Annotated in this window: 21 protein-coding genes; 6 read left to right on the forward strand and 15 right to left on the reverse strand. The window is 67.5% G+C overall.

Annotated elements, in window-relative coordinates; genetic code table 11:
* Positions 1 to 4 precede the first annotated feature (4 nt).
* From BM144_RS15215 to BM144_RS15240, 6 genes are all read right to left on the reverse strand, one after another.
* Positions 5 to 1,012: a class 1 fructose-bisphosphatase gene (locus tag BM144_RS15215; RefSeq protein WP_092953857.1), complete on the reverse strand. Its 1,008-nt coding sequence runs from the start codon at positions 1,010 to 1,012 to the stop codon at positions 5 to 7.
* A 52-nt stretch (positions 1,013 to 1,064) separates the two neighbouring features.
* Positions 1,065 to 3,773: an aminopeptidase N gene (gene pepN, locus BM144_RS15220; RefSeq protein ID WP_092953860.1), complete on the reverse strand. Its 2,709-nt coding sequence runs from the start codon at positions 3,771 to 3,773 to the stop codon at positions 1,065 to 1,067.
* Positions 3,774 to 3,833: 60 nt separating this feature from the next.
* Positions 3,834 to 4,427, reverse strand: coding sequence for a DUF4276 family protein (locus tag BM144_RS15225; RefSeq protein WP_092953863.1), 594 nt, complete (start codon positions 4,425 to 4,427; stop codon positions 3,834 to 3,836).
* Complete coding sequence (locus BM144_RS15230) at positions 4,424 to 5,641, reverse strand: AAA family ATPase (RefSeq protein ID WP_092953865.1); 1,218 nt, start codon at positions 5,639 to 5,641, stop codon at positions 4,424 to 4,426. The genes BM144_RS15225 and BM144_RS15230 overlap by 4 nt, the downstream gene beginning before the upstream one ends.
* Before the next feature lie 7 nt (positions 5,642 to 5,648).
* Positions 5,649 to 6,753, reverse strand: a protein-coding gene (gene prfB / locus BM144_RS15235; RefSeq protein ID WP_139225737.1) for a peptide chain release factor 2 whose coding sequence is annotated in 2 segments (ribosomal slippage) — positions 5,649 to 6,671 and positions 6,673 to 6,753 — 1,104 coding nt in all. Because the reading frame shifts where the segments join, the coding sequence is not laid out codon by codon here.
* 202 nt (positions 6,754 to 6,955) lie between these two features.
* Complete coding sequence (locus tag BM144_RS15240; RefSeq protein ID WP_092953868.1) at positions 6,956 to 7,882, reverse strand: alpha/beta fold hydrolase; 927 nt, start codon at positions 7,880 to 7,882, stop codon at positions 6,956 to 6,958.
* Positions 7,883 to 8,104: 222 nt separating this feature from the next.
* On the opposite strand from BM144_RS15240, the gene BM144_RS15245 reads away from it, so the two are divergent.
* The 3 genes from BM144_RS15245 (at position 8,105) to plsY (ending at position 10,374) form a co-directional block, all read left to right on the forward strand.
* Positions 8,105 to 9,166: an aldo/keto reductase gene (locus tag BM144_RS15245; protein ID WP_092953871.1), complete on the forward strand. Its 1,062-nt coding sequence runs from the start codon at positions 8,105 to 8,107 to the stop codon at positions 9,164 to 9,166.
* Complete coding sequence (locus BM144_RS15250; protein ID WP_092953874.1) at positions 9,163 to 9,666, forward strand: aminoacyl-tRNA deacylase; 504 nt, start codon at positions 9,163 to 9,165, stop codon at positions 9,664 to 9,666. Before BM144_RS15245 ends, BM144_RS15250 begins: the two co-directional genes overlap by 4 nt.
* A gap of 69 nt (positions 9,667 to 9,735) precedes the next feature.
* Positions 9,736 to 10,374, forward strand: a complete 639-nt coding sequence (plsY, locus tag BM144_RS15255) for a glycerol-3-phosphate 1-O-acyltransferase PlsY (RefSeq protein ID WP_092953877.1) — start codon at positions 9,736 to 9,738, stop codon at positions 10,372 to 10,374.
* Between the two features lie 27 nt (positions 10,375 to 10,401).
* Here the strand turns inward: plsY and BM144_RS15260 are convergent, their stop codons facing one another.
* From BM144_RS15260 to BM144_RS15270, 3 genes are read right to left on the reverse strand one after another with little or no spacing between them, the layout of a single operon-like run.
* On the reverse strand, positions 10,402 to 11,448 hold the full coding sequence (locus BM144_RS15260) for an HD-GYP domain-containing protein (RefSeq protein ID WP_092953880.1): 1,047 nt from the start codon (positions 11,446 to 11,448) through the stop codon (positions 10,402 to 10,404).
* A 17-nt stretch (positions 11,449 to 11,465) separates the two neighbouring features.
* The gene (locus BM144_RS15265; RefSeq protein ID WP_092953883.1) at positions 11,466 to 12,122 is read right to left on the reverse strand and encodes a retropepsin-like aspartic protease family protein; all 657 of its coding nucleotides are present in this window, start codon (positions 12,120 to 12,122) and stop codon (positions 11,466 to 11,468) included.
* Between the two features lie 32 nt (positions 12,123 to 12,154).
* The gene (locus BM144_RS15270) at positions 12,155 to 12,640 is read right to left on the reverse strand and encodes a YajQ family cyclic di-GMP-binding protein (RefSeq protein ID WP_092953886.1); all 486 of its coding nucleotides are present in this window, start codon (positions 12,638 to 12,640) and stop codon (positions 12,155 to 12,157) included.
* Positions 12,641 to 12,706: 66 nt separating this feature from the next.
* Here BM144_RS15270 and murB point away from each other — a divergent pair, with 66 nt between their 5' ends.
* Positions 12,707 to 13,780, forward strand: coding sequence for a UDP-N-acetylmuramate dehydrogenase (murB, locus tag BM144_RS15275; RefSeq protein ID WP_092953889.1), 1,074 nt, complete (start codon positions 12,707 to 12,709; stop codon positions 13,778 to 13,780).
* A gap of 37 nt (positions 13,781 to 13,817) precedes the next feature.
* Here the strand turns inward: murB and BM144_RS15280 are convergent, their stop codons facing one another.
* The gene (locus BM144_RS15280) at positions 13,818 to 14,705 is read right to left on the reverse strand and encodes an MBL fold metallo-hydrolase (RefSeq protein WP_092953892.1); all 888 of its coding nucleotides are present in this window, start codon (positions 14,703 to 14,705) and stop codon (positions 13,818 to 13,820) included.
* 104 nt (positions 14,706 to 14,809) lie between these two features.
* On the opposite strand from BM144_RS15280, the gene BM144_RS15285 reads away from it, so the two are divergent.
* Positions 14,810 to 15,700 (forward strand): LysR family transcriptional regulator, encoded by an 891-nt coding sequence (locus tag BM144_RS15285; protein ID WP_092953895.1) that lies wholly within the window; start codon positions 14,810 to 14,812, stop codon positions 15,698 to 15,700.
* 34 nt (positions 15,701 to 15,734) lie between these two features.
* Here the strand turns inward: BM144_RS15285 and BM144_RS15290 are convergent, their stop codons facing one another.
* The 5 genes from BM144_RS15290 to BM144_RS15310 all read right to left on the reverse strand — a co-directional run bounded on the left by BM144_RS15290 (position 15,735) and on the right by BM144_RS15310 (position 19,165).
* Positions 15,735 to 16,010: a carboxymuconolactone decarboxylase family protein gene (locus BM144_RS15290; RefSeq protein ID WP_245783682.1), complete on the reverse strand. Its 276-nt coding sequence runs from the start codon at positions 16,008 to 16,010 to the stop codon at positions 15,735 to 15,737.
* A 145-nt stretch (positions 16,011 to 16,155) separates the two neighbouring features.
* The gene (argG, locus tag BM144_RS15295; RefSeq protein WP_092953898.1) at positions 16,156 to 17,499 is read right to left on the reverse strand and encodes an argininosuccinate synthase; all 1,344 of its coding nucleotides are present in this window, start codon (positions 17,497 to 17,499) and stop codon (positions 16,156 to 16,158) included.
* Positions 17,500 to 17,525: 26 nt separating this feature from the next.
* Entirely contained in the window at positions 17,526 to 17,843 is a 318-nt protein-coding gene (gene ppnP / locus BM144_RS15300) for a pyrimidine/purine nucleoside phosphorylase (RefSeq protein ID WP_092953901.1), read from the reverse strand.
* A 164-nt stretch (positions 17,844 to 18,007) separates the two neighbouring features.
* Positions 18,008 to 18,646, reverse strand: a complete 639-nt coding sequence (locus tag BM144_RS15305; protein ID WP_092954165.1) for a glycine zipper 2TM domain-containing protein — start codon at positions 18,644 to 18,646, stop codon at positions 18,008 to 18,010.
* Positions 18,647 to 18,781: 135 nt separating this feature from the next.
* Positions 18,782 to 19,165 (reverse strand): ArsC family reductase, encoded by a 384-nt coding sequence (locus tag BM144_RS15310; protein WP_092954168.1) that lies wholly within the window; start codon positions 19,163 to 19,165, stop codon positions 18,782 to 18,784.
* A gap of 47 nt (positions 19,166 to 19,212) precedes the next feature.
* Here BM144_RS15310 and folC point away from each other — a divergent pair, with 47 nt between their 5' ends.
* Complete coding sequence (folC, locus tag BM144_RS15315; protein ID WP_092953904.1) at positions 19,213 to 20,538, forward strand: bifunctional tetrahydrofolate synthase/dihydrofolate synthase; 1,326 nt, start codon at positions 19,213 to 19,215, stop codon at positions 20,536 to 20,538.
* Positions 20,539 to 20,570 lie beyond the last annotated feature (32 nt).

Raw genomic sequence — 20,570 nt, forward strand, 5'->3', positions numbered from 1 at the left:
TGAATTATATATCGGAATGGTAGCGTGTCACGCGTTCCACTTCATTTTTTGAACCCAGGATCACACTGACGCGCTCGTGCAACTGCTTGGGCGGGATGTCGAGGATGCGATCGTGGCCGTTCGTGGCGGCGCCGCCGGCCTGTTCGACCAGCCAGGCCATGGGATTGGCTTCGTACATGAGGCGCAGCTTGCCCGGCTTGTTGGGTTCGCGCTTGTCCCAGGGGTAGAGGAAGATGCCGCCGCGCGTGAGGATGCGGTGCACGTCGGCCACCATGCTGGCGATCCAGCGCATGTTGAAGTCCTTCTCGCGCGGGCCTTCGGTGCCGGCCAGGCATTCGTCGATGTAGCGCTTCACGGGGGCATCCCAGTGGCGCATGTTGCTCATGTTGATCGCGAATTCCCGGGTGTCGGCGGGGATGCGCACGTTCTCTTCCACCAGCACGAAGGAGCCCTGTTCACGGTCCAGCGTGAACATCGCCACGCCGTCGCCCACGGTCAGCACCAGCGTGGTCTGCGGGCCGTAGATGCAGTAGCCCGCGGCGACCTGCCGGCTGCCGGCCTGCAGGAAGTCCTCGGTGGTCACGCCGGGGTGGCCTTCGGGCTTCTTGAGCACGCTGAAGATGGTGCCGATGCTCACGTTCACGTCGATGTTGGACGAGCCGTCCAGCGGGTCGAACATCAGCAGGTATTCGCCCTGCGGATAGCGGTTGGGTACGACATAGATGCTGTCCATTTCCTCCGAGGCCATCGCGGCCAGGTGGCCGCCCCATTCGTTCGCCTCGATGAGCACTTCGTTGGCGATGATGTCGAGCTTCTTCTGCACTTCGCCCTGCACGTTCTCGCTGTCGGCCGAGCCGAGCACGCCGCCCAGCGCGCCCTTGTTGACGGCCTGGCTGATGCCCTTGCAGGCGCGGGCGACGACTTCGAGCAGCAGGCGCAATTGGGAGGGGATGAGTCCGTCGACGCGTTGCTGTTCGACGAGGTAGCGGGTGAGGCTGATGCGTTGTGCCATGGGGAGGGTGTCTCTCTCGGGTCGGTGTGCGTTGGGTCGGGCGATCGGGCGGTCAGTCGGCCAGCGCGCGGCTGACGACTTCGCGCACGTCGTTGGACAGGTCGGGCTTGGCGGCCACGCGGGCGATGGCCTCGCGTGCGGCGGCGCGGTAGGGCTCGGCGAGCTTGCTCCAGCGGTCGAGCGCGCGCGCCAGCCGCGCAGCCACCTGTGGGTTGATCGCATCGAGTTCGAGCACGCGGTCGGCCCAGAACGCGTAGCCGGCAGCGTCCTGGCGGTGGAAGGCGCCCGGGTTCGCACTGCAGTAGCTGAAGATCAGGCTGCGCGCCCGGTTTGGGTTCCGGAGGCTGAAGTCGGGGTGCGACATGAGCTGTTTCACGGCGGGCAGCACGTCGCCGCCCCGGTCGGGCGTGCCGGCCTGCAGGGCGAACCATTTGTCCAGCACCAGCGCCTCGTCCTTGAACATCGCGTGGAACCGGGCCAGGGCCTGCGCCGCCAGGGGCTGGCCGGTCGCGACCAATGCGCTCAGCGCATTGAAGCGGTCGGTCATGTTGCCGGCATCCTTGAAGCGCTGGTAGGCCTTGCCGGGCCATACGGTGTCGCCCGTGCGGCGAGCGGCCAGGCACAGCATCGAGAGCGCCATGCCCGCGAGCGCCCGGCGCCCCGCGGAAATCGCATCGGGACGGTAGCCGCCGGTGTCGTGGTGCTGCTCCCAGGTCCATTCCCAGTCGGGCTGCAGGGCCACGGCCAGTTGCTGGCGCATGGCTTCGCGCACGGCGTGCACGCGCTGCGGATCGACCACGTCGAGCTGCTCGGCGATGTAGCCCTCGGAGGGCAGGGCGAGAACCAGTTCCTTGAAGGCCGCGTCCAGCGTCGGATGGCGCAGCACGTCGCGCATGGCCGCCACGAAGCTGGCGGGCAGCAGTTCTGCATCGATCGTGCCCGATGCCGCCGGATCTATTGGATAATTTGCTATTGTTTTAATAGCAATCCGCAGCGCGAGGCGCTGGCCCGCCTCCCAGCGGTTGAACGGGTCCGTGTCGTGGGCGAGCAGGGCGAGCAGGGCTTCGTCGGGGTAGTCGATGTCCAGCAGCACGGGCGCGCTGAAGCCGCGCAGCAGCGATGGCACGGGCTCGGAGGCCACGTTCACGAAGGTGTAGGTGTGGCTCGGCTCGGTGAGCACGACGGTGCGGTCCGCGCCGCCGGCCTCTGCCTCGCCTTCGAACTGCAGCGGCAGGGCACTGCCGTCTCCGCCGAGCAGGCCCAGCGCCACGGGGATGACCATGGGCTCCTTCACGGGCTGGCCGGGCGTCGGTGCGAGGCTCTGCGACAGCGTGAGGGTGTAGGTGCGGGCGGCAGCGTCGTAGGTGCCGGCAGCGCGCACGCGCGGCGTGCCGGCCTGGGCATACCAGCGCTTGAACTGCGGCAGCAGGCGCGCGAGTTCGCTGTCGGGATTGGCATCGGCGATGGCCTGGGCGAAGTCGTCGCAGGTCACGGCTTGGCCGTCGTGGCGCTCGAAGTAGAGCTTCATGCCCGCAGCGAAGCCGTCGCGGCCCACCAGCGTGTGCATCATGCGCACGACCTCGGCACCCTTCTCGTAGATGGTGACGGTGTAGAAGTTGTTGATCTCGACGTAGCTGTCGGGGCGCACCGGGTGGGCCATGGGGCCCGCGTCCTCGGGGAACTGCACGGTGCGCAGCACCCGCACGTCCTCGATGCGCTTGACCGCGCGCGCCGACGGGCTGCCCGAGAGGTCCTGGCTGAATTCTTGATCGCGGAAGACTGTGAGGCCTTCCTTCAGCGACAGCTGGAACCAGTCGCGGCAGGTGACGCGGTTGCCGGTCCAGTTGTGGAAGTACTCGTGGCCGACCACCGATTCGATGTTGCCGAAATCCACGTCGGTGGCCGTGGCCTGGCTCGCCAGCACGTACTTCGTGTTGAAAATGTTCAGGCCCTTGTTCTCCATCGCGCCCATGTTGAAGTCGCTGGTGGCGACGATCATGAAGCGCTCCAGGTCGAGCGGCAGGCCGAAGCGCGCCTCGTCCCAGGCGATGCTGGCCATGAGCGATTCCATCGCGTGCTCGGTCTTCTCCAGGTCGCCCGGGCGCACGAAGATCTGCAGCAGGTGGTCGTTGCCCGACCGCGCGCGGATGCGCTGTTCGCGCGCCACGAGCTTGCCGGCGACGAGCGCGAACAGGTAGCAGGGCTTCTTGTGCGGATCGACCCACTTCGCGAAATGCCGGCCGTCGGCCAGCTCGCCCTGGTCCACCAGGTTGCCGTTGGACAGCAGCACCGGGTACTCGGCCTTGCTGGCGCGCAGCGTGACCGTGTAGCTCGCCATCACGTCGGGCCGGTCGAGGAAGTAGGTGATGCGGCGGAAGCCCTCGGCCTCGCACTGCGTGAAGAACGTGCCCTGGCTCACGTAGAGGCCCGAGAGCTGGGTGTTCTTCACGGGCGCGCAAGTGGTGAAGATCTCCAGGTCGAAAGGCTCCTGGCCTTCGGGCAGGTTCTCCAGCACCAGCTGGCTGCCTTCGAGCTTGAAGGACGTGCCCGCCCCGTTGACCAGCACCCGGGCGAGGTTCAGCTCCTGGCCGTCCAGGCGAAGGGGGGCCGGTGCCACATCGGCATTGCGGCGCACCCGCAGGCGGCTCAGCACGCGGGTCTTGGCGGGGTCCAGGTCGAACGTGAGGTCGACGTTGTCGATCCAGAACGCGGGGGCGGTGTAGTCGGCGCGGTGGATGGCGACGGGTTGTCCTTCACGCATGGGGCGTAATCTCCAGGTTGGGCGCAAGCCGTCTCACGGCGGGCATGGGGGGCATAAGAATCATTGGACGAGGTTCAATACCGCGCGACTGAGGCGCTGGAAACTCGGCGAATGTTGTCCGAGGTAAGTCAGATTCAGTTGGGACGCTATTTTTGCCTGATGCGTGGTGGGTTTGTAAGCCATGCCCTTGGGCTGTGCGGCGGAAAGCCAGCCTTTGGCATCCCTCACGCATTCTGGGTCGGACGGGAAGGCCGTTTCTGTTGATATGGCGGGGAGGGCCGATCGCGTGGTCGCCTCGTCGCATAAAAAAAGCGACTCGAATTCCTTCACGATGAAACAGGCCTCGAAAGGGTAATCGGTCCGGATACCCTGGGCCATGGATTTGAGGTTCCGCTCTTCCTGCTCCACGTCGAGGCACCATTCGCAGTCGAAGTCCAGCACGCACAGCACGGCGGCGTTTTCCAGCATGGCGGCCTCGAAGAAACGGGCGAAATTTGCCTTCACCTTAGGCAGCTCGCCCCGGCGCTGCGGCTTCAACACCTGCACGTCGTAGCGGCCATGGTGCTCGAGAATCCGCCGCAGCAGCACGGGCACCGCACGTTCGTCGCCGTCCCCTTCCACGATGGCCAGCAGGCGCTGGCGGATCGCCGTCATCGGCTCTCTTCCGGCTGAAGACCTTCCGCCGCCATGAATTCGCCCAGCGTCATGAGGCCGCGCTGCACCGCCTCGCGCTGCGACGCCTTGATGGGAGCGATCCGCGTTGCGCCGTCCTGCATGGTGACGATGCGGATATTGCCAGGCTCGAAGTGCTCGATGAGCTGCGGGCTGTGTGTGGTGACGATGATCTGCGTCAACTCCGCGACTTCCTTGAAGGCTTCGGCTAGCATGGAAAGGACCGCCGGGTGGACGGTCTGTTCGGGCTCCTCGATCACGATGAGGGAGGGCGCAGGTGTCTGGTAGAGAGAGAGCAGGATGCCGAATATGCGCAGAGTGCCGTCGGAGAGTTGAACCGGGTCGAATTGTCGGGAGGTCTTGTCTTTTGATTCGAAGCGGAAGTTGGGTACGAGATAGCTGCCCGCCGTGGTAACAGAGACATCGATGAAATCCGGCAACACCACACGCATCATTTCGTAGATGCGGTCTAACATCTGCTTGCCCTTATGGGAACGCTTTGCGGCACGGATGACGGATGCCCAGTTGCTGCCATCTTCGCGCAACTCCGCTTCGGCATCTGGCGTGGTGAGTTGCCTGAGAGTATTGGGATAAAGAGCCGAAAACTTCCAACTGCGGATATAGCTTTCCAGGGGCTCTGCGAGGCCATGGAAAGCGTAATCTCCGATAAGAGTTCCAAGTGCTAGCCGATCATGCTCATCCAAGGAGTAGGTTCTGGCTGGTACGGAATTCTTTTGGATGATCTTGCCGGATTTGTCGCGGCTGAAGCCTTCGAGGACATACCCGAACTCTTTCTCCCAACTATCTGGGTGTGAATTGCTGAATACCTCTTCCTGGTAGCAAGACGCTTCTTCTCTTTCCACCCGGAAGTTGCCTCCCGAAGTGCTGCCTATTTCCATGGCATATGCACCCGGAAATTCGATGTCTTGATCGAACCGTTGAAGCGTTCCAATGGTTAGCCCTAGGTTGTAAGGCCGACCAGATGAGTTCTGCCGAATGCGCGCGATCCCCCCACGAGCCACGATGGCATGGTCCAAGCCATCCCGAGCCGCGTCGCGCAGAAAACGCAAGGCATCCACGAAATTGCTTTTACCCGAGGCATTGGGGCCAACCAACACCGTGACTGCAGGATGCAGATCCACATTGACGTCGGAGACGCTGCGGTAGTGGCGGACATGCGCATTCGTGAGCCTCATCGCCGCCTCACACGCCCTGCTTGAGGGAGGCTTCGATGAATACGTCGAGGTCGCCGTCCAGCACCTTCTGGGTGGCGGAGATTTCGACGTTGGTGCGCAGGTCCTTGATGCGGCTGTTGTCCAGCACGTAGCTTCGGATCTGGTGGCCCCAACCCACATCGGTCTTGGTGTCTTCGAGCTTCTGCTGCTCTTCCATGCGCTTGCGCATCTCGAAGTCGTACAGGCGCGAGCGAAGGCGCTGCCAGGCGACGTCGCGGTTGCTGTGCTGGCTGCGGCCGTCCTGGCACTGCACCACGATGCCGGTCGGGATGTGCGTGAGGCGCACGGCCGAATCGGTCTTGTTGATGTGCTGGCCGCCCGCGCCGGAAGCGCGGAAGGTGTCGGTGCGCACGTCGGCCGGGTTGATGTTGATCTCGATCGAGTCGTCGATCTCGGGATAGACGAACAGCGAGGCAAAGCTCGTGTGGCGGCCGCCCGAGGAGTCGAACGGGCTCTTGCGCACCAGGCGGTGCACGCCGGTCTCGGTGCGCAGCAGGCCGTAGGCGTATTCGCCCTCGATCTTGATCGTGGCGCTCTTGATGCCGGCCACGTCGCCCGGGGTTTCGTCTTCCACCGTCGACTTGAAGCCCTTGCGCTCGGCGTACTTGAGGTACTGGCGCAGCAGCATGCCGGCCCAGTCGCAGGCTTCGGTGCCGCCCGCGCCGGCCTGGATGTCCACGAAGCAGTTCAGCGGATCGGCCTCGTTGCTGAACATGCGGCGGAACTCCAGCTCCTCGATGAGCGGGCGCAGCTTGGCGGTTTCGGATTCGATGGTGAGCAGGCCCGGCTCGTCGCCTTCTTCCTTGCTCATCTCGTACAGCTCGATGTTGTCGGCCAGCTCGTGCGTGAGCTTGTCCAGCGTGAGCACCACGCTGTCGAGGGATTTCTTTTCCTTGCCCAGTTCCTGGGCGCGCTTCGGATCGTTCCAGACCGCGGGGTCCTCGAGCGAGGCGTTGACGGTTCTCAGACGTTCGAATTTGGCATCGAAGTCAAAGATACCTCCGTAACTCTTGCGTCCGCTGGGAGAGGTCGTCGAGGGTGGTGCCGATGAGGTTGATGCGTTCTGCGTCCATGGTGTGTCCTGATGTCGGTTCGTTGGAGTAACCGGCGATTTTCTCACGCGCGGACGCCGGTGCCTTCCAATGCCCCTTCGCGGTCCGGAACGCCTCTCCGAAAAGGAACGACCGACTCGGGATCTGAATGATTTGCTATTTAATTGATAGCAAACTATTGAATGGAACCGGCGGCATCGGGCATATTCGACCCACAGAGGCGTCAGGGGGCCTGAAGGAAGTCCTCGATGAGCCGTGCCACCGCGGCGGGCTGGTCGTGGTGCAGCATGTGCCCCGCGTCCTGCACGACGGCCACGCGGCAATCGGGCACGTGCTTCAGGCGCTCGTGGTACTGGTCCAGGTCGTAGCGGCCCTTCCACCACAGGCCCATGCTGTCGTCGCTCGCCTCCACGGCCAGCACCGGGGCGGCGATGGCGGCGTAGAGCGCCAGCGCTTCCTCGACGCGGTAGAGCAGGGGGTTGACCACCTTGTGCGCGGCATCGCCCAGGATGTGCCAGGCGCCCTGGGCATCGGGCTGCGCCCACTCGCGCGCCAGCCACTCGGCCTGGCCGCGCCCCAGCCGCGGGTTGGTCTTCATGAGCCGCGCCGCGACCGCCTCGGCGCTGGCGTAGGCCTTCAGGTGCTTGTCGCCGGAATCCAGGCCGCGCAGTTCGTCCAGCCACTGCGCATAGCGCGCCGGCGCCTGGGTGGGCTCGGTCGCCGGCAGGCCGAAGCCTTCGAGGTTGACCAGGCGCCGGATGCGCTGCGGCCGCACGCCGGCGTAGGCCATGGCCACGTTGCCGCCCATGCTGTGGCCCACCAGGTCCACGGGCTGGCCGGGGGCGTAGTGGTCGAGCAGCCGGTCCAGGTCGGCGAGGTAGTCGGCGAAGGGGTAGTGGTCGCAGCGGGCGGGCGGCATGCTGTGGCCGAAGCCGCGCCAGTCCGGCGCGACGATGCGGCGCCCCGCGGCGAAGGCCTCGCCGAAGGCGTCCACCACGAACTGGTAGGACGCGCCGACATCCATCCAGCCGTGCACCATCACCAGCGGCGGGGCGGCAGCGGCACCGCCGCCCTCCCACAGGCGGACGTGGTAGTCGAGGGTGCGGATGGGCAGGCGTTCGCTGCGCGAAGCTCGGAGGGGCTGGTACATCGGCCGATTATTGATAGCCAGCCCGCGCGAGGCAGTCAAGGCAGGGACAACAACGCGGCGGGCGCGTTGGGGCCCGCGTCTTCTTCCACGCCGCACGCCACCGACCAGGGGCTGCGCGGCTTCCTTGGGCAGGGGCGGGCCTTCGGGCATGGGGCGGTCTGCGGGGATCGGGAAAATCCATTATTCTCGCCAGCCACTTTCGCCGCTTCTAGGCCTTCATCCATGCAAAAAGTCACGTTGGGAGCCAGCGCGCTCCAGGTCACTCCCATCTGCCTCGGCACCATGACCTTCGGTGAACAGGTGAGCGAAGCGGATGCGCATGCCATCCTGGACCGCTCGCTGGCCGCCGGCATCAATTTCATCGACACGGCCGAGATGTACGCCGTGCCGGCGCGCGCCGAGACCTACGGTGCCACCGAGACCATCATCGGCCGCTGGTTCGCCAAGACCCCCGGCGCCCGCGGGAAGACCGTGCTGGCCACCAAGGTGGCCGGCCCGTCGCGCGGCATGCCCTGGGTGCGCGAAGGCAAGGGCATGACCCCGGCCGACATCCAGGCCTCCTGCGAGGCCAGCCTGCGCCGGCTGCAGACCGACGTGATCGATCTCTACCAGATCCACTGGCCCGAGCGCCACGTGCCCGCCTTCGGCACCATGACCTACGACCCGGCCAAGGAAACCTCGGCCACGCCGATCCAGGAGCAGCTCGAAGCGCTCGCCAAGCTCGTGCAGGCCGGCAAGGTGCGCCACGTGGGCCTCTCCAACGAAACGCCCTACGGCGTGCATGAATTCGTGCGGCTGGCCGAGGCGCACGGCCTGCCGCGCGTGGCGACGGTGCAGAACCCGTACTGCCTCATCAACCGCACCTGGGAGAACGCGATGGACGAAAGCTGCCATCGCCTGGGCGTGTCGCTGCTGGCCTATTCGCCGCTGGGTTTCGGCCTGCTCACGGGCAAGTACGACCAGCATGCGCCCGCCGACCCGGGGGCGCCGCAGGACGGGCGCATCGCCCGCTACGAGTCCGTGCGCAAGCAGCGCTGGGGCCGACCCGAAGCGCTGGTCGCCTCGCGCCGCTACAACCAGCTCGCGCGCGAGCACGGCCTCACCCCCACGCAACTGGCGCTGGCGTTCTGCTACCGCAACTGGCGCGTGGCGAGCACCATCATCGGCGTGACCTCGTTGGCGCAGTTCGAGGAAGACATCGCCGCCTGGGACGTGGCGCTGTCGCCCGAAGTGCTGGCCGCCATCGACGCCATCCGCTGGGACCTGCGGGACCCGGCCCTGTGAGCCGCCGGGACCGGGCGGCCGCGCATGTGAGCGAGACGCCCGCGACGCAGTTCCTGCGCCGGCACGGCGTGGCGTTCACCGAACACCCCTACGACTACGTGGAGCACGGCGGCACGGCCGAGTCGGCGCGCCAGCTCGGCCTGGACGAGCACGCGGTGGTGAAAACGCTGGTGATGCAGGACCAGGATGCGCGGCCCCTGATCGTGCTCATGCACGGCGACCGCAAGGTGTCCACCAAGAACCTCGCGCGGCAGATCGGCGCGAAATCGGTGGAGCCCTGCAAGCCCGAGGTCGCGAACCGCCACAGCGGCTACCTGGTGGGCGGCACCTCGCCCTTCGGCCTGCGGCGCGAGATGCCGGTGTACATCGAGGACACCATCCTGGCGCTGCCGCGCATCGCCATCAACGGCGGCCGCCGCGGCTTCCTGGTGCAGCTCGATCCGCAGGCCTGCGTACAGTGGCTGGGAGCGCGCCCGGTGCAGTGCGCGCTGGCAGAATAGCCGGCCCGCGCGCGGCGGCGCCGCTCCGCTCCTGCCGCGCACCGTCGTCGACCCACAAGGACCGAAATCTTGACCGCCGTGTACTCCCTCCTGGCCACCGTCGCCGCCTACCTGCTGGGTTCGCTGTCCTTCGCCGTCATCGTGAGCCGTGCCATGGGCCTGAACGATCCGCGCACCTACGGCAGCAAGAACCCCGGCGCCACGAACGTGCTGCGCTCGGGCAGCAAGGCCGCGGCAGTGGTGACGCTGCTCTTCGACGCCCTCAAGGGATGGCTGCCGGTAGTGCTGGCCCAGGCCTATGGGCCGCGCTACGGACTGGGCGACGGCACCGTGGCGCTCGTCGGCCTGGCGGCCTTCCTGGGCCATCTCTGGCCGGTGTTCTTCCGATTCGAAGGCGGCAAGGGCGTGGCCACGGCGCTGGGTGTGCTGATGGGCGTGAGCGGCTGGCTCGGCCTGGCCACGCTGCTCACGTGGGCCCTCATCGCCTTCTTCTTCCGCTATTCGTCCCTGGCCTCGATCGCCGCCGCGCTGTTCGCGCCGCTCTACTACGTGCTGGGCGGCGGCGTGGCCTGGTATGCGGAGGCCCCCGTGGGCGTGGCCATCGCGGTGATGTCGGGCCTGTTGATCTGGCGCCACCGCGAGAACATCCGCCGCCTCATGGCGGGGACGGAATCGCGGCTGGGCAGGAAGAAGGCGGGCAAGGGCTGAAGTCCTCTTCAGGCGGCCCGTGTTCCGTCAGCGCGGCGCGGCCGGAGCATTGCCCAGGCGTGCCAGGCCGCGGTACTGGCGCGCTGCGTAGAGCCCCAGCCGCACGAGCATGCGGTGGTCCAGTTCCACCTGCACGGCTGAGCGCGCCAGCGCCGACTGGATGCGCGGGCGGCCCGTGGCCGTCTGGTGCAGCGCGGGCTGGCGGCGGTGCTCGCCATTGCGGTCCAGCAGGCTCGCCACCAGGGGCGAGTTGACCTTCTCGCTGCGGCGCAGCACGAGCGCCGTCTCGCCGTTGTCGAGCCGCACGAACGTGCCCGGCGGGCACAGGCCCACCGACCGCACGAGCGCGTAGGTCACCTCGTCGCGGCGCTCCTCGTCGTTGCCCACGATGGCGCGCACCGAATCGGTGGCGCTGCGCCCCGCGCGCGATTTGCGCGGGCTGATCATGGCCGCGTAGCGGTCGATGGTGCCCAGGATGCGGTTGAGGCGCTGCGCGGGCGGCAGCGTGGCGAGGGGGCGTGCGTCGCCTTCGGGCGGCAGCGCGTGGTGGTGGCCCACCACGTCGAGCCAGAGCGGGTCGCGGATGCCCTGGTGGTGCAGCAGCTGGCGGCTGCGGTGCGGGTGTTCGTCAATGGATTTCTGCTGGGCGGGCGTGGGGCGCTCGCGCTGGTTGGCCAGTTCGTCCTGCAGGGAGGTCATGCCGATGTTCATCGTCATCGCCGCGCGCACGAGGCTGTCGCGCTCGGCGGGCGGCAGCTGCAATTCGTGCGCGAGGATGTGGCAGAGCGTGCCGCAGACCAGCGCGTGCGAGGCGCTGTAGCCCACGCTGGAGGTGGCGGCCAACTGGAACATGAGGTAGAGCGCCGCATCGGTGTCGTGCGCCACCAGGTCCTGCAGCCAGCGGTCGCATTGCCGCACCTTCGCGGCGAAATCCACCACCTGGGCGGGCCGAGCGAGCAGCACGGACATGGCGGATTCGAGGTCGGACCAGAGCCCGAGCAGGTCTTCGTACTCGCTGTCGGACGATTCCGCGTGCAGCGCGGAAGGGTGCGTCGGGATGCCGGTGGAAGCCATGGGCCGCGGCGGCGGGCTCAGCGCCGCTTTTCCAGCACCAGCTGGTCGTTGGAGCGCGTCATCTGGAACTCGTTGAGCACGCTGTTGCCCAGCAGCACGAAGGGCATGCCCTGCGGCGTCACGACCGCGTCCACGCCGAACACCTCGACATCGCCCAGCCGCACCGAATCGAGCTTCACGCGCCAGCCCCGGGCCGTGCCGTTGGCGGTGCCCAGCGCCACGGGCGTGCCGCTGCGGTAATCGAGGCCCATGCGGTCCGCGTCGGGCTGGCCGATGGCGACCGTGCTGGCCCCCGTGTCCACGAGGTACTGCATGGCCTTTCCGTTGATGGTGCCGTTGCTCACGAAATGGCCCCGGCCGTCGGCGGTGAGCACCACGCGCCGGCCGGTGCCCGCGCCGCGGCCGCCCACGCTCACGGGCGCTTCGCCCAGCAGCACCGTGCGGCGCCCGCTGGCGGTTTCGAGCACGGCATCGTCGCGCCCGACGGAGATCACCTTCACGCCCTGGAAGCTCTCCCCGGCGCCGAGCGCGCGCGGCGGGTTGGCATCGACCACGATCAGCGCCTTGCTGCCCAGGATGCCCGTGAGCGCGACGGCCTGCGCACCCGCCAGTGCCGGGGCCAGCGCCAGGGCGTAGGCCCACGCGGCGCGCGGAAAGCGGGGCAGGGAGCGCATGGCGTGCCTCGGGCGGGGAGGGTGGACGCGAGTCAGTCGCGGAAGTTGTCGAACGACAGCGGCACGTCGGTGACGTCCTTGCGAATCAGCGCCATGGCGGTCTGCAGGTCGTCGCGCTTGGCGCCGGTGACGCGCACCTTGTCTTCCTGGATGGCTCCCTGCACCTTGAGCTTGCTTTCCTTGAGCAGCTTCTGGATCTTCTTGGCCAGCTCGCTCTCGATGCCGTTGCGCACTTTGATGACCTGCTTGACCTTGTCGCCGCCGATCTTCTGCACGGCGCCCTTGTCGAGGAAGCGCACGTCCACATTGCGCTTGGTGAGCTTGCTGCGCAAGATGTCCTCGACCTGCTGGAGCTGGAAGTCGGCATCGCCGAACAGGGTGATTTCCTTGTCCTTGATCTCGATGGCGGCGGAGGTGCCCTTGAAATCGAAACGGGTGCCGATTTCCTTGGCCGAGTTCTCCACGGCGTTCTTCACTTCGACAAGATTGGCTTCACAGACGGTATCAAAAGAAGGCATGGCTTCGCTCTCGGTATCTCGGGTGGGTGGCCTCGCGCGGGGAGGCCGGATGCGACAATCCGGTGGATGTTAGTCGAGAAAAACGCCCCTCTGCAGGCCTGCAACACCTTCGGCATCGTGGCGCGGGCCCACACGCTGGTCCGGGCGCGCTCGGTGCAGGACGTGCAGGACCTGGTGGCCGATCCGCAACTGGGCACGGGCCCGCTGTTCGTGCTCGGCGGCGGCAGCAACATCGTCCTCACGGGCGACGTGAAGCCCACCGTCCTCAAGATGGAGATCCTCGGCATCCGCCTGGTCGAGGAGACTCCGCGCGCCTGGATCGTCGAGGCCGGCGCCGGCGAGCGCTGGCACGATGCCGTCGCCTGGACGCTGGAGCACGGCTTCCCGGGGCTGGAGAACCTGGCGCTCATCCCGGGCACCGTGGGCGCGGCGCCCGTGCAGAACATCGGGGCCTACGGCGTGGAGCTGCAGGACCGGTTCGAGTCGCTCGACGCCATCGACCTCTCCACGGGCCGGCCTTTCACGCTCCAGGCGTCCCAGTGCGCCTTCGGCTACCGCGATTCCGTCTTCAAGCATGCGCCTTCCGGTGCAGAGCCGGCCACGGGCCTGCCGCGCGGCATGGGCCTGGCGGGGCGCGCCGCCATCACGCACGTGCGGTTTCGCCTGCCCAAGCCCTGGAAGCCCGCGCTGGGCTACCTGGACCTGGAGCGCAAGCGCGTGGAAGCCGGCGTGGACACGCCCACCGCGCGCCAGATCTTCGACTGGGTGTGCGAGGTGCGCCGCGCCAAGCTGCCCGACCCGGCTGTGCTGGGCAACGCCGGCAGCTTCTTCAAGAACCCCACCGTGACGCCTGAGCAGTGCTCGGACATCATCGCGCGCGACCCCAAGATCGTGCACTACCCGATGCCCGACGGCACCATCAAGCTCGCGGCCGGGTGGCTCATCGACGCCTGCGGATGGAAGGGCAAGACCGTGGGCAAGGCCGGCGTGTACGAGAAGCAGGCGCTGGTGCTGGTGAACCGGGGCGGCGGCAGCGACAGCGTCACGGGCGGCGAAGTGATGACGCTCGCCAAGGCGATCCAGACCAGCGTCTACGAGCGCTTCGGCATCCGGCTCGAACCCGAACCCGTGGTGGTCTGAGCCGCAGGACGCGCGCCCTGCGGCGCGCGGTGCGGCCTCACCAGGCCATCTCGCCCTTGAGCACCTTCGCCCCCAGCTCGAGCGACGAGCTTTCGCCGAGCTGCGGATACGCCTCGCGCATGGCGCGCACCACGCCGGCGCTGTCCTTCGATTGCTGCAGCACGGACTCGAACTTCACGAGGTAGCCGCGCGTGAAATCGATGGCGCCGGCATCGAGCGGCGTGCCGGGCGCCATGTGCCCGGGCACCACCACGCGCGGCTGCAGGGCCTTCATCTCGTCGAGTTGCGCGATCCACGCCTGGCGTTCGGCGGGCTTCTGCGTGTCGGCGGTCCACACGTGCATGTTGCCGAACACCGCCACGTTGCCCACGATGGCATGCAGCGACGGTACCCAGACGTATGGCCGCTGCGCCAGCAGGCCGGTGGTGCCGCGCACCTCGATCGCCTCGCCGTCCACGGTCAGCCGGTCGCCCGGCATGGCCTCCGGCACGATGGGCTGGGTGGGGGCGTTGGCGCCCATCTTGGGCCCCCAGAAAGCGACCTTGGCAGGCAGCTTGGCGACGATCTTCTCGCGCACGGCGGGGGTGGTGAGCACCTTCGCCTGCGGGAAGATGGCCTTCAGCACCTTGGCGCCGAAGTAATAGTCGGGGTCGGCGTTGCTCACGAAGACCGTGGTCAGCGTTTTGCCGCTGTCGAGCACGTTGGCGGCGATGCGGTAGGCATCGGCGCGGCTGAAGCCGGCGTCGATCACCACGGCCTCCCGGGGGCCCGTGATGAGGGCCGAATTCACGAGGAAGCTGCTGGCGGGGGCGTTGTACACCTTGAGTTCCAGCGGCTGCGCGGCCGTTGCCGTGCCGAAGGCGACGGACAGGGTGGCGGCGAGCACGGTGGCGCGGACGGAGGCGTTGGCAAAGGTCGAGGTCATGGTGGTTTCCGGAAATGGCAGGAAAGCCGTGACTCTATGTACTTGGTCCGATCGAATAAACGGCCCAGAATGCCCTTATTTGTTGCATCGATCGATCAAATACCATGGACCGACTCACCGCCATGCAGGTCTACGCCGACGTGGCCTCCACCGGCAGCTTCACGGCCAGCGCGGAGCGGCTGCAGATGTCGCGGGCGATGGTCACGCGCTACGTGGCCGAAATGGAGCGCTGGCTGGGCGCGCGGCTGCTGCAGCGCACCACCCGGCGCGTCACGCTTACCGACGCGGGCGAGCAATGCCTGCGCCGCTGCCTGCAGATGATCGACATCGCCCGGGAGGTGGTGGACGAAACCTCGCCCGCGGACGGCATGCTGCGCGGCCAGCTCCGGCTGACCTGCAGCATGTCGTTCGGCGTGGCGCAGCTGGCGGCCGCGCTGGGCGATTTCCTGGCCCGCCATCCGCACCTGAAGGTGGACCTGGACGTGAGCGAGGGCAATCTGAACCTGGTCGCGTCGCGCATCGACCTGGCCATCCGCATCAGCGATGACCCCGATCCCGCACTGATCGCGCGGCCGCTCGCGGTGTGCGATTCGGTGCTGGTGGCTTCGCCGGCGTACCTGGCCCGCGCGGGCCGGCCGGCGCACCCGTCCGAACTGGCGGACCACGCCTGCCTGGGCCACGCGACCTTCGGCCGCAGCCGGTGGCGCTTCACGGAAGACGCCGAGACGGTGGAGGTGCCCGTCACCACCCGCTTCACCGCCAACGATGCGGTGCTGCTGCTGGCCGCCGCGGAATCGGGTGCGGGCGTGGCGCTGCAGCCCACCTACCTCGCGCGTCCGCGCATCGCCGCCGGCGCGCTGGAGGCGCTGCTGCCGCGCTGGCATCCGCCCGAACTCACCGTGTATGCGCTCTATCCATCGCGCAAGCACCTGCCCGTGGCGGTGCGGGCGCTGCTCGATTTCCTGGTGGAGCGTTTCGCGGGCGTGCGCTGGTAGGTAGGTGGCAGTCCCGGGCCCGGCGTTCGCGCGCTCACGCCACGGGGTGGCCGCCCGGGGGCGCATGGAACGCCCCCATCAGGCGGTTCCAGCCGTTGATCGCGACGATGTCCATCGACAGCTCGACGATCTCCGCCTCGGTGAACTGCTCCGAGACCTCCGCGTAGGCGCTGTCGGGCACCTGCGAGGAGGCCACGAGCGTGAGCGCCTCGGTCCACGCCAGGGCCGCGCATTCGCGCGCATCGAAGGCGGTGCCGTAGTCGCCGCCAGTCGGGAATGCGGGCGAAGAGTCGGGGAAGTCGGTGTTCATGCCATCAAGACGGATTGCGCCGCCATGGCATGAAAAAACCGCCCGGCCAGGAGGCGGGGCGGTTCGGCTGTTATTTTGCTATCTCTTTGGTAGCAAACTTTTCAATGTTTCCGCCGGCATGAAGCCTGCAGAGCATGAAAATGCCTCAGCGCGGCGTGCTGTAGTCCGAAAGCTGGGCCAGCGCGGCGTCGCCGCCCAGCGAGAGCAGCCCGGCGCGTGCATACACGCCCAGCTTGTCGCGGGTGTCGGTGATGTCGAGGTTGCGCATCGTGAGCTGGCCGATGCGGTCTGCGGGCGAGAACGGCGCGTTCTCCACCTTCTCCATCGACAGCCGCTCGGGCGCGTAGGTCAGGTTGGGCGATTCGGTGTCGAGCAGCGAATAGTCGTTGCCGCGGCGCAGCTCCACCGTCACCGTGCCGGTGACCGCGCGGGCCACCCAGCGCTGCGCGGTCTCGCGCAGCATGATGGCCTGCGGGTCGAACCAGCGGCCCTGGTAGAGCAGTCGGCCGAGCTTCAGGCCGTTGACGCGGTACTGCTCGATCGTGTCCTCGTTGTGGATGCCGGTCACGAGGCGTTCGTAGGCGATGTGCAGCAGCGCGAGGCCCGGGGCCTCGTAGATGCCGCGGCTCTTGGCCTCGATGATGCGGTTCTCGATCTGGTCGCTCATGCCCAGGCCGTGGCGGCCGCCGATGCGGTTGGCTTCGAGGATCAGCTCCACGGGGTCGCGGAATTCGCGGCCGTTCAGGGCCACGGGCTGGCCTTCCTCGAAGCGCACGGAGACTTCCTCGGCCTTCACCGCCACATCGTCCTTCCAGAAGGCGACGCCCATGATCGGGTTCACGATGCGGATGCCGGAGTTCAGGTTCTCCAGGTCCTTGGCCTCGTGCGTGGCGCCCAGCATGTTGCTGTCGGTGGAGTAGGCCTTCTCGGCGCTCATCTTGTAGCCGAAGCCGGCCTTGGTCATGAACGCCGACATCTCGGCGCGCCCGCCCAGCTCGTCGATGAAGGTCTGGTCGAGCCAGGGCTTGTAGATCTTGAGCGACGGGTTGGTGAGCAGGCCGTAGCGGTAGAAGCGCTCGATGTCGTTGCCCTTGAAGGTCGAGCCGTCGCCCCAGATGTGGACGTCGTCTTCCTTCATGGCGGCCACGAGCATCGTGCCGGTCACCGCGCGGCCGAGCGGCGTGGTGTTGAAGTAGGTGATGCCGGCCGTGCTGATGTGGAACGCGCCGGCCTGCAGTGCGGCGATGCCTTCGTGCGCGAGCTGCTTGCGGCAGTCGACCAGGCGGGCCTTCTCCGCGCCGTATTCCATCGCCTTGCGCGGGATGGCGTCGTAGTCGGGCTCGTCGGGCTGGCCGAGGTTGGCGGTGTAGGCGTAGGGGACCGCGCCCTTCAGCTTCATCCAGTGCAGCGCGGCGCTGGTATCGAGGCCGCCGGAAAAGGCGATGCCGACTTTCTGGCCGGCGGGCAGGTTCTGGAGGATGGTGGCCATGGGATCTCTTTTCTCGTCGGGAGGCTTCAGCCGAAATGGCAGATGTAGTGGTAGGCCTCGGCCACGCGGATCTCGAACTTGGAATTGCCCGGCACGCTGAACTTCTCGCCCTCGGCGGACTTCACCCAGGTGTCCGTGCCGTCCAGCTTGTATTCGCAGGCGCCGCCCACGCATTCCATGATCTCCGGCGCACCCGTGTTGAACGTGAGTGTGGACGGCAGGACCACGCCCACCGACTTCTTCGTGCCGTCGGGGAACGTGATGCCGTGGCTCACGCACTTGCCGTCGAAATACACATTGGCTCGGGTGGTGACGGACACGCCGTCGATCTTTTCGGTCGTCATGGATGCGCTGCTCTGGGAAGTGAAAGGGAGGGTGGAAGAGGCCAAACCGAAGATTCTAGGGCGATTCGCTGCCGCCACGGCCCCACGGACGGGCCGCGCGCCGGGCCCGGACCGGCATGAAAAAAGGAGCCCGGAGGCTCCTTGTCGAGGCGGCGAAGGCCGTGTCAGCGCCAGTAGGGGTCGCGCGGCGGGCCGTAGGGGCGGCCGTAGGCGTCGCGGTACTCGATCACCGTGGCGGCGGGCGGCGTCACGTAGGCCGGCGGGCCGGGCACCGTGGAAACCACCACGCCGGGCTGCACGTAGGTCGTGGTGTTGCCGTAGACGGGCTGCTGCGGGGCGCTTGCCAGGGGCTGCACGCTCAGCGGAATCCAGGCGCCCGGATCGTGCTGGGTGCGCGTGGTGTACTGCCGGCCTGCGTATTCGTACAGCACGTCGTAGCCCGTGACCCGGTTCTCGTAGCGCGTCTGGTTGGTGCAGCGCGTGACGTTCTGGTAATCGGGGCGGCCGCCGCCTTCGATGTTGTTGCCCAGCAGCGCGCCGCCGATGAGGCCCAGCGCCGTCGCGGCGGCCCGGCCGCTGCCCTTGCCGATGGCGTTGCCGGCCGCGCCGCCCGCCACCGCGCCGAGCACGGCACCCGCGCCGGTGGGGCGGGATTCGGAATAGATCGTTTCGTTGCCGCAGTACTGCTGGGGAACGGCCACCTGCTGGGTGATGGGGGTGGCGGAGAGCACGCGGCCCTGCTCCTGGGCGTTGGCGCCGGCAGCCAGGGCGGCGAGGGCGGTCAACACGATGGTCTTTTTCATGGAGAAGCTCCTTTCGGTCGGCATACAACGCTCCGGCCTGCTGAAAAGTTTAGGCGCCCCGTGTGTAGTCCGTGGGGGGACGCCGTAAAACTCCGTAAAGTTTCCGCCCCCTCGTGGGCGGCAGGCCGGGCCGGTTCACCGCTTGGAGGCCGCCTGCGCACGTTCGTTCCACTGCGCCTCCTGGAAGCCCACCGTCGCGCTTTCGGGCGTGCCGGCCCACTCCACGACCGGCCGCTTGATGGCGCTGGGCTGGGCCTGCAGCAGCGCGGCGGCGCTGGGCGCGTCCTGCACGGCCGCCTGGGTTTCCGGCGCCAGCTTGCGCCAGGTCGTGCCCTGGCGATTCACGAGCGGTTCCCAGCCGAGCGACGCCATCCAGGCAGAAAGGCGCTCCACGGGGACGCCCTGTTTCTTGAAATCGTGGAAGCGGTATTCGATGCCGCGGTCCGCCAGCCAGGCGCGGGCCTTCTTGACCGTGTCGCAATTGGGAATGCCGTAGACGATGGGGGTGGGGGTACTCATGCGCCGGATCATCGGGCAACGCGGGCTCGGCGACAATCGCCTGCTCTATGCAAAGCACTTTCGACACCCTGGACGGATGGCTGGCCCACTGCGAGCGCATCCACCCGAAAACGATCGACATGGGCCTGGATCGTGTGAGCGAAGTGGCTCGCCGCCTCGGCCTGCGCTTCGACTGCCCCGTGATCACGGTCGCGGGCACGAACGGCAAGGGCTCCACCTGCGCCATGCTGGAGGCGGTGGCGCTGCAGTCGGGCTACCGGACCGGGGTGTACACCTCGCCCCACCTCGTGCGCTTCGAGGAGCGGTGCCGGATCCGGGGCGACAGCGTGGATGCTCCTGAATTGATAGCAAACTTCGCAGCGGTCGAGGCGGCACGGACGCAAAACGGGCAGGAAGTCTCGCTCTCGTACTTCGAGTTCACCACGCTCGCCATCCTTCGGCTCATGAGCCAGGCGCGGCTGGACGTCGCGATCCTGGAGGTCGGCCTCGGCGGGCGGCTCGATGCCACCAACGTCATCGATGCCGATTGCGCGGTCATCACCAGCATCGACATCGACCACACCGAATTCCTCGGGCCGGACCGTGAAACCATCGGCCGCGAGAAGGCCGGCATCATGCGCGCGGGCCGGCCGGCCGTGGTCAGCGACCCCATGGCGCCGCAGAGCGTGATCGACCATGCCCAGGCCATCGGCGCGGACCTGTGGCGTTTCGGCCAGGATTTCAATTTCTCGGGCGACAAGCAGCAGTGGGGCTGGGCCGGGCGCGGGCGGCGGTATGCGGGGTTGGCGTATCCGGCGCTGCGGGGCGCCAACCAGCTCGTCAATGCCTCGGGCGTGCTGGCGGCGCTGGAGGCGGTGCGCGACCGCCTGCCCATCACGGCCCAGGCCGTGCGGACCGGCTTGGCCATGGTGGAGCTGCCCGGCCGGTTCCAGATCGTTCCCGGGCAGCCGACGTTGGTTTTGGACGTGGCGCACAACCCGCATTCCGTGGCCGCCCTCACGGCCAATCTCGACGCCATGGGCTTCTTCCCGACGACCCACGCAGTGTTCGGAGCCATGGCCGACAAGGACCTGGCACCGATGCTGGCCAAGATCGGGCCGCTGGTGGACCGGTGGTATTTCACCGATCTCCCGACGCCGCGCGCGGAAACCGCCGCTGCGCTGCAACAGAAATGGAATGCGCTCCAGATCGTGGCGGGAGGGCGGCGTGACGTGCGTACCAGCCTGCATGCGGGGCCCCAGCAGGCGCTGGATGCTGCGGTGGCCGCCGCGGAGCCGACTGATAGAATCGTGGTCTTTGGCTCTTTCTACACGGTAGGCGGTGTGCTGGTCCACGGAACGCCCCGCCTGCAGGCCAAGCACCTGGGCGCTTGAAACCCTACAGCGCACCTCCCCGCACCGCATCC

It is taken from the genome of Paracidovorax konjaci (assembly GCF_900112675.1).
Lineage (GTDB): Bacteria > Pseudomonadota > Gammaproteobacteria > Burkholderiales > Burkholderiaceae_C > Paracidovorax > Paracidovorax konjaci.

Excerpts from the sequence above, each read along its gene's own strand:
- BM144_RS15215 (WP_092953857.1), bottom strand. The coding sequence starts at position 1,012 with ATGGCACAACGCATCAGCCTCACCCGCTACCTCGTCGAACAGCAACGC.
- pepN (WP_092953860.1), bottom strand. The coding sequence starts at position 3,773 with ATGCGTGAAGGACAACCCGTCGCCATCCACCGCGCCGACTACACCGCC.
- BM144_RS15225 (WP_092953863.1), bottom strand. The coding sequence starts at position 4,427 with ATGACGGCGATCCGCCAGCGCCTGCTGGCCATCGTGGAAGGGGACGGC.
- BM144_RS15230 (WP_092953865.1), bottom strand. The coding sequence starts at position 5,641 with ATGAGGCTCACGAATGCGCATGTCCGCCACTACCGCAGCGTCTCCGAC.
- BM144_RS15240 (WP_092953868.1), bottom strand. The coding sequence starts at position 7,882 with ATGTACCAGCCCCTCCGAGCTTCGCGCAGCGAACGCCTGCCCATCCGC.
- BM144_RS15245 (WP_092953871.1), top strand. The coding sequence starts at position 8,105 with ATGCAAAAAGTCACGTTGGGAGCCAGCGCGCTCCAGGTCACTCCCATC.
- BM144_RS15260 (WP_092953880.1), bottom strand. The coding sequence starts at position 11,448 with ATGGCTTCCACCGGCATCCCGACGCACCCTTCCGCGCTGCACGCGGAA.
- BM144_RS15265 (WP_092953883.1), bottom strand. The coding sequence starts at position 12,122 with ATGCGCTCCCTGCCCCGCTTTCCGCGCGCCGCGTGGGCCTACGCCCTG.
- BM144_RS15270 (WP_092953886.1), bottom strand. The coding sequence starts at position 12,640 with ATGCCTTCTTTTGATACCGTCTGTGAAGCCAATCTTGTCGAAGTGAAG.
- murB (WP_092953889.1), top strand. The coding sequence starts at position 12,707 with ATGTTAGTCGAGAAAAACGCCCCTCTGCAGGCCTGCAACACCTTCGGC.
- BM144_RS15280 (WP_092953892.1), bottom strand. The coding sequence starts at position 14,705 with ATGACCTCGACCTTTGCCAACGCCTCCGTCCGCGCCACCGTGCTCGCC.
- BM144_RS15285 (WP_092953895.1), top strand. The coding sequence starts at position 14,810 with ATGGACCGACTCACCGCCATGCAGGTCTACGCCGACGTGGCCTCCACC.
- BM144_RS15290 (WP_245783682.1), bottom strand. The coding sequence starts at position 16,010 with ATGAACACCGACTTCCCCGACTCTTCGCCCGCATTCCCGACTGGCGGC.
- argG (WP_092953898.1), bottom strand. The coding sequence starts at position 17,499 with ATGGCCACCATCCTCCAGAACCTGCCCGCCGGCCAGAAAGTCGGCATC.
- ppnP (WP_092953901.1), bottom strand. The coding sequence starts at position 17,843 with ATGACGACCGAAAAGATCGACGGCGTGTCCGTCACCACCCGAGCCAAT.
- BM144_RS15305 (WP_092954165.1), bottom strand. The coding sequence starts at position 18,646 with ATGAAAAAGACCATCGTGTTGACCGCCCTCGCCGCCCTGGCTGCCGGC.
- BM144_RS15310 (WP_092954168.1), bottom strand. The coding sequence starts at position 19,165 with ATGAGTACCCCCACCCCCATCGTCTACGGCATTCCCAATTGCGACACG.
- folC (WP_092953904.1), top strand. The coding sequence starts at position 19,213 with ATGCAAAGCACTTTCGACACCCTGGACGGATGGCTGGCCCACTGCGAG.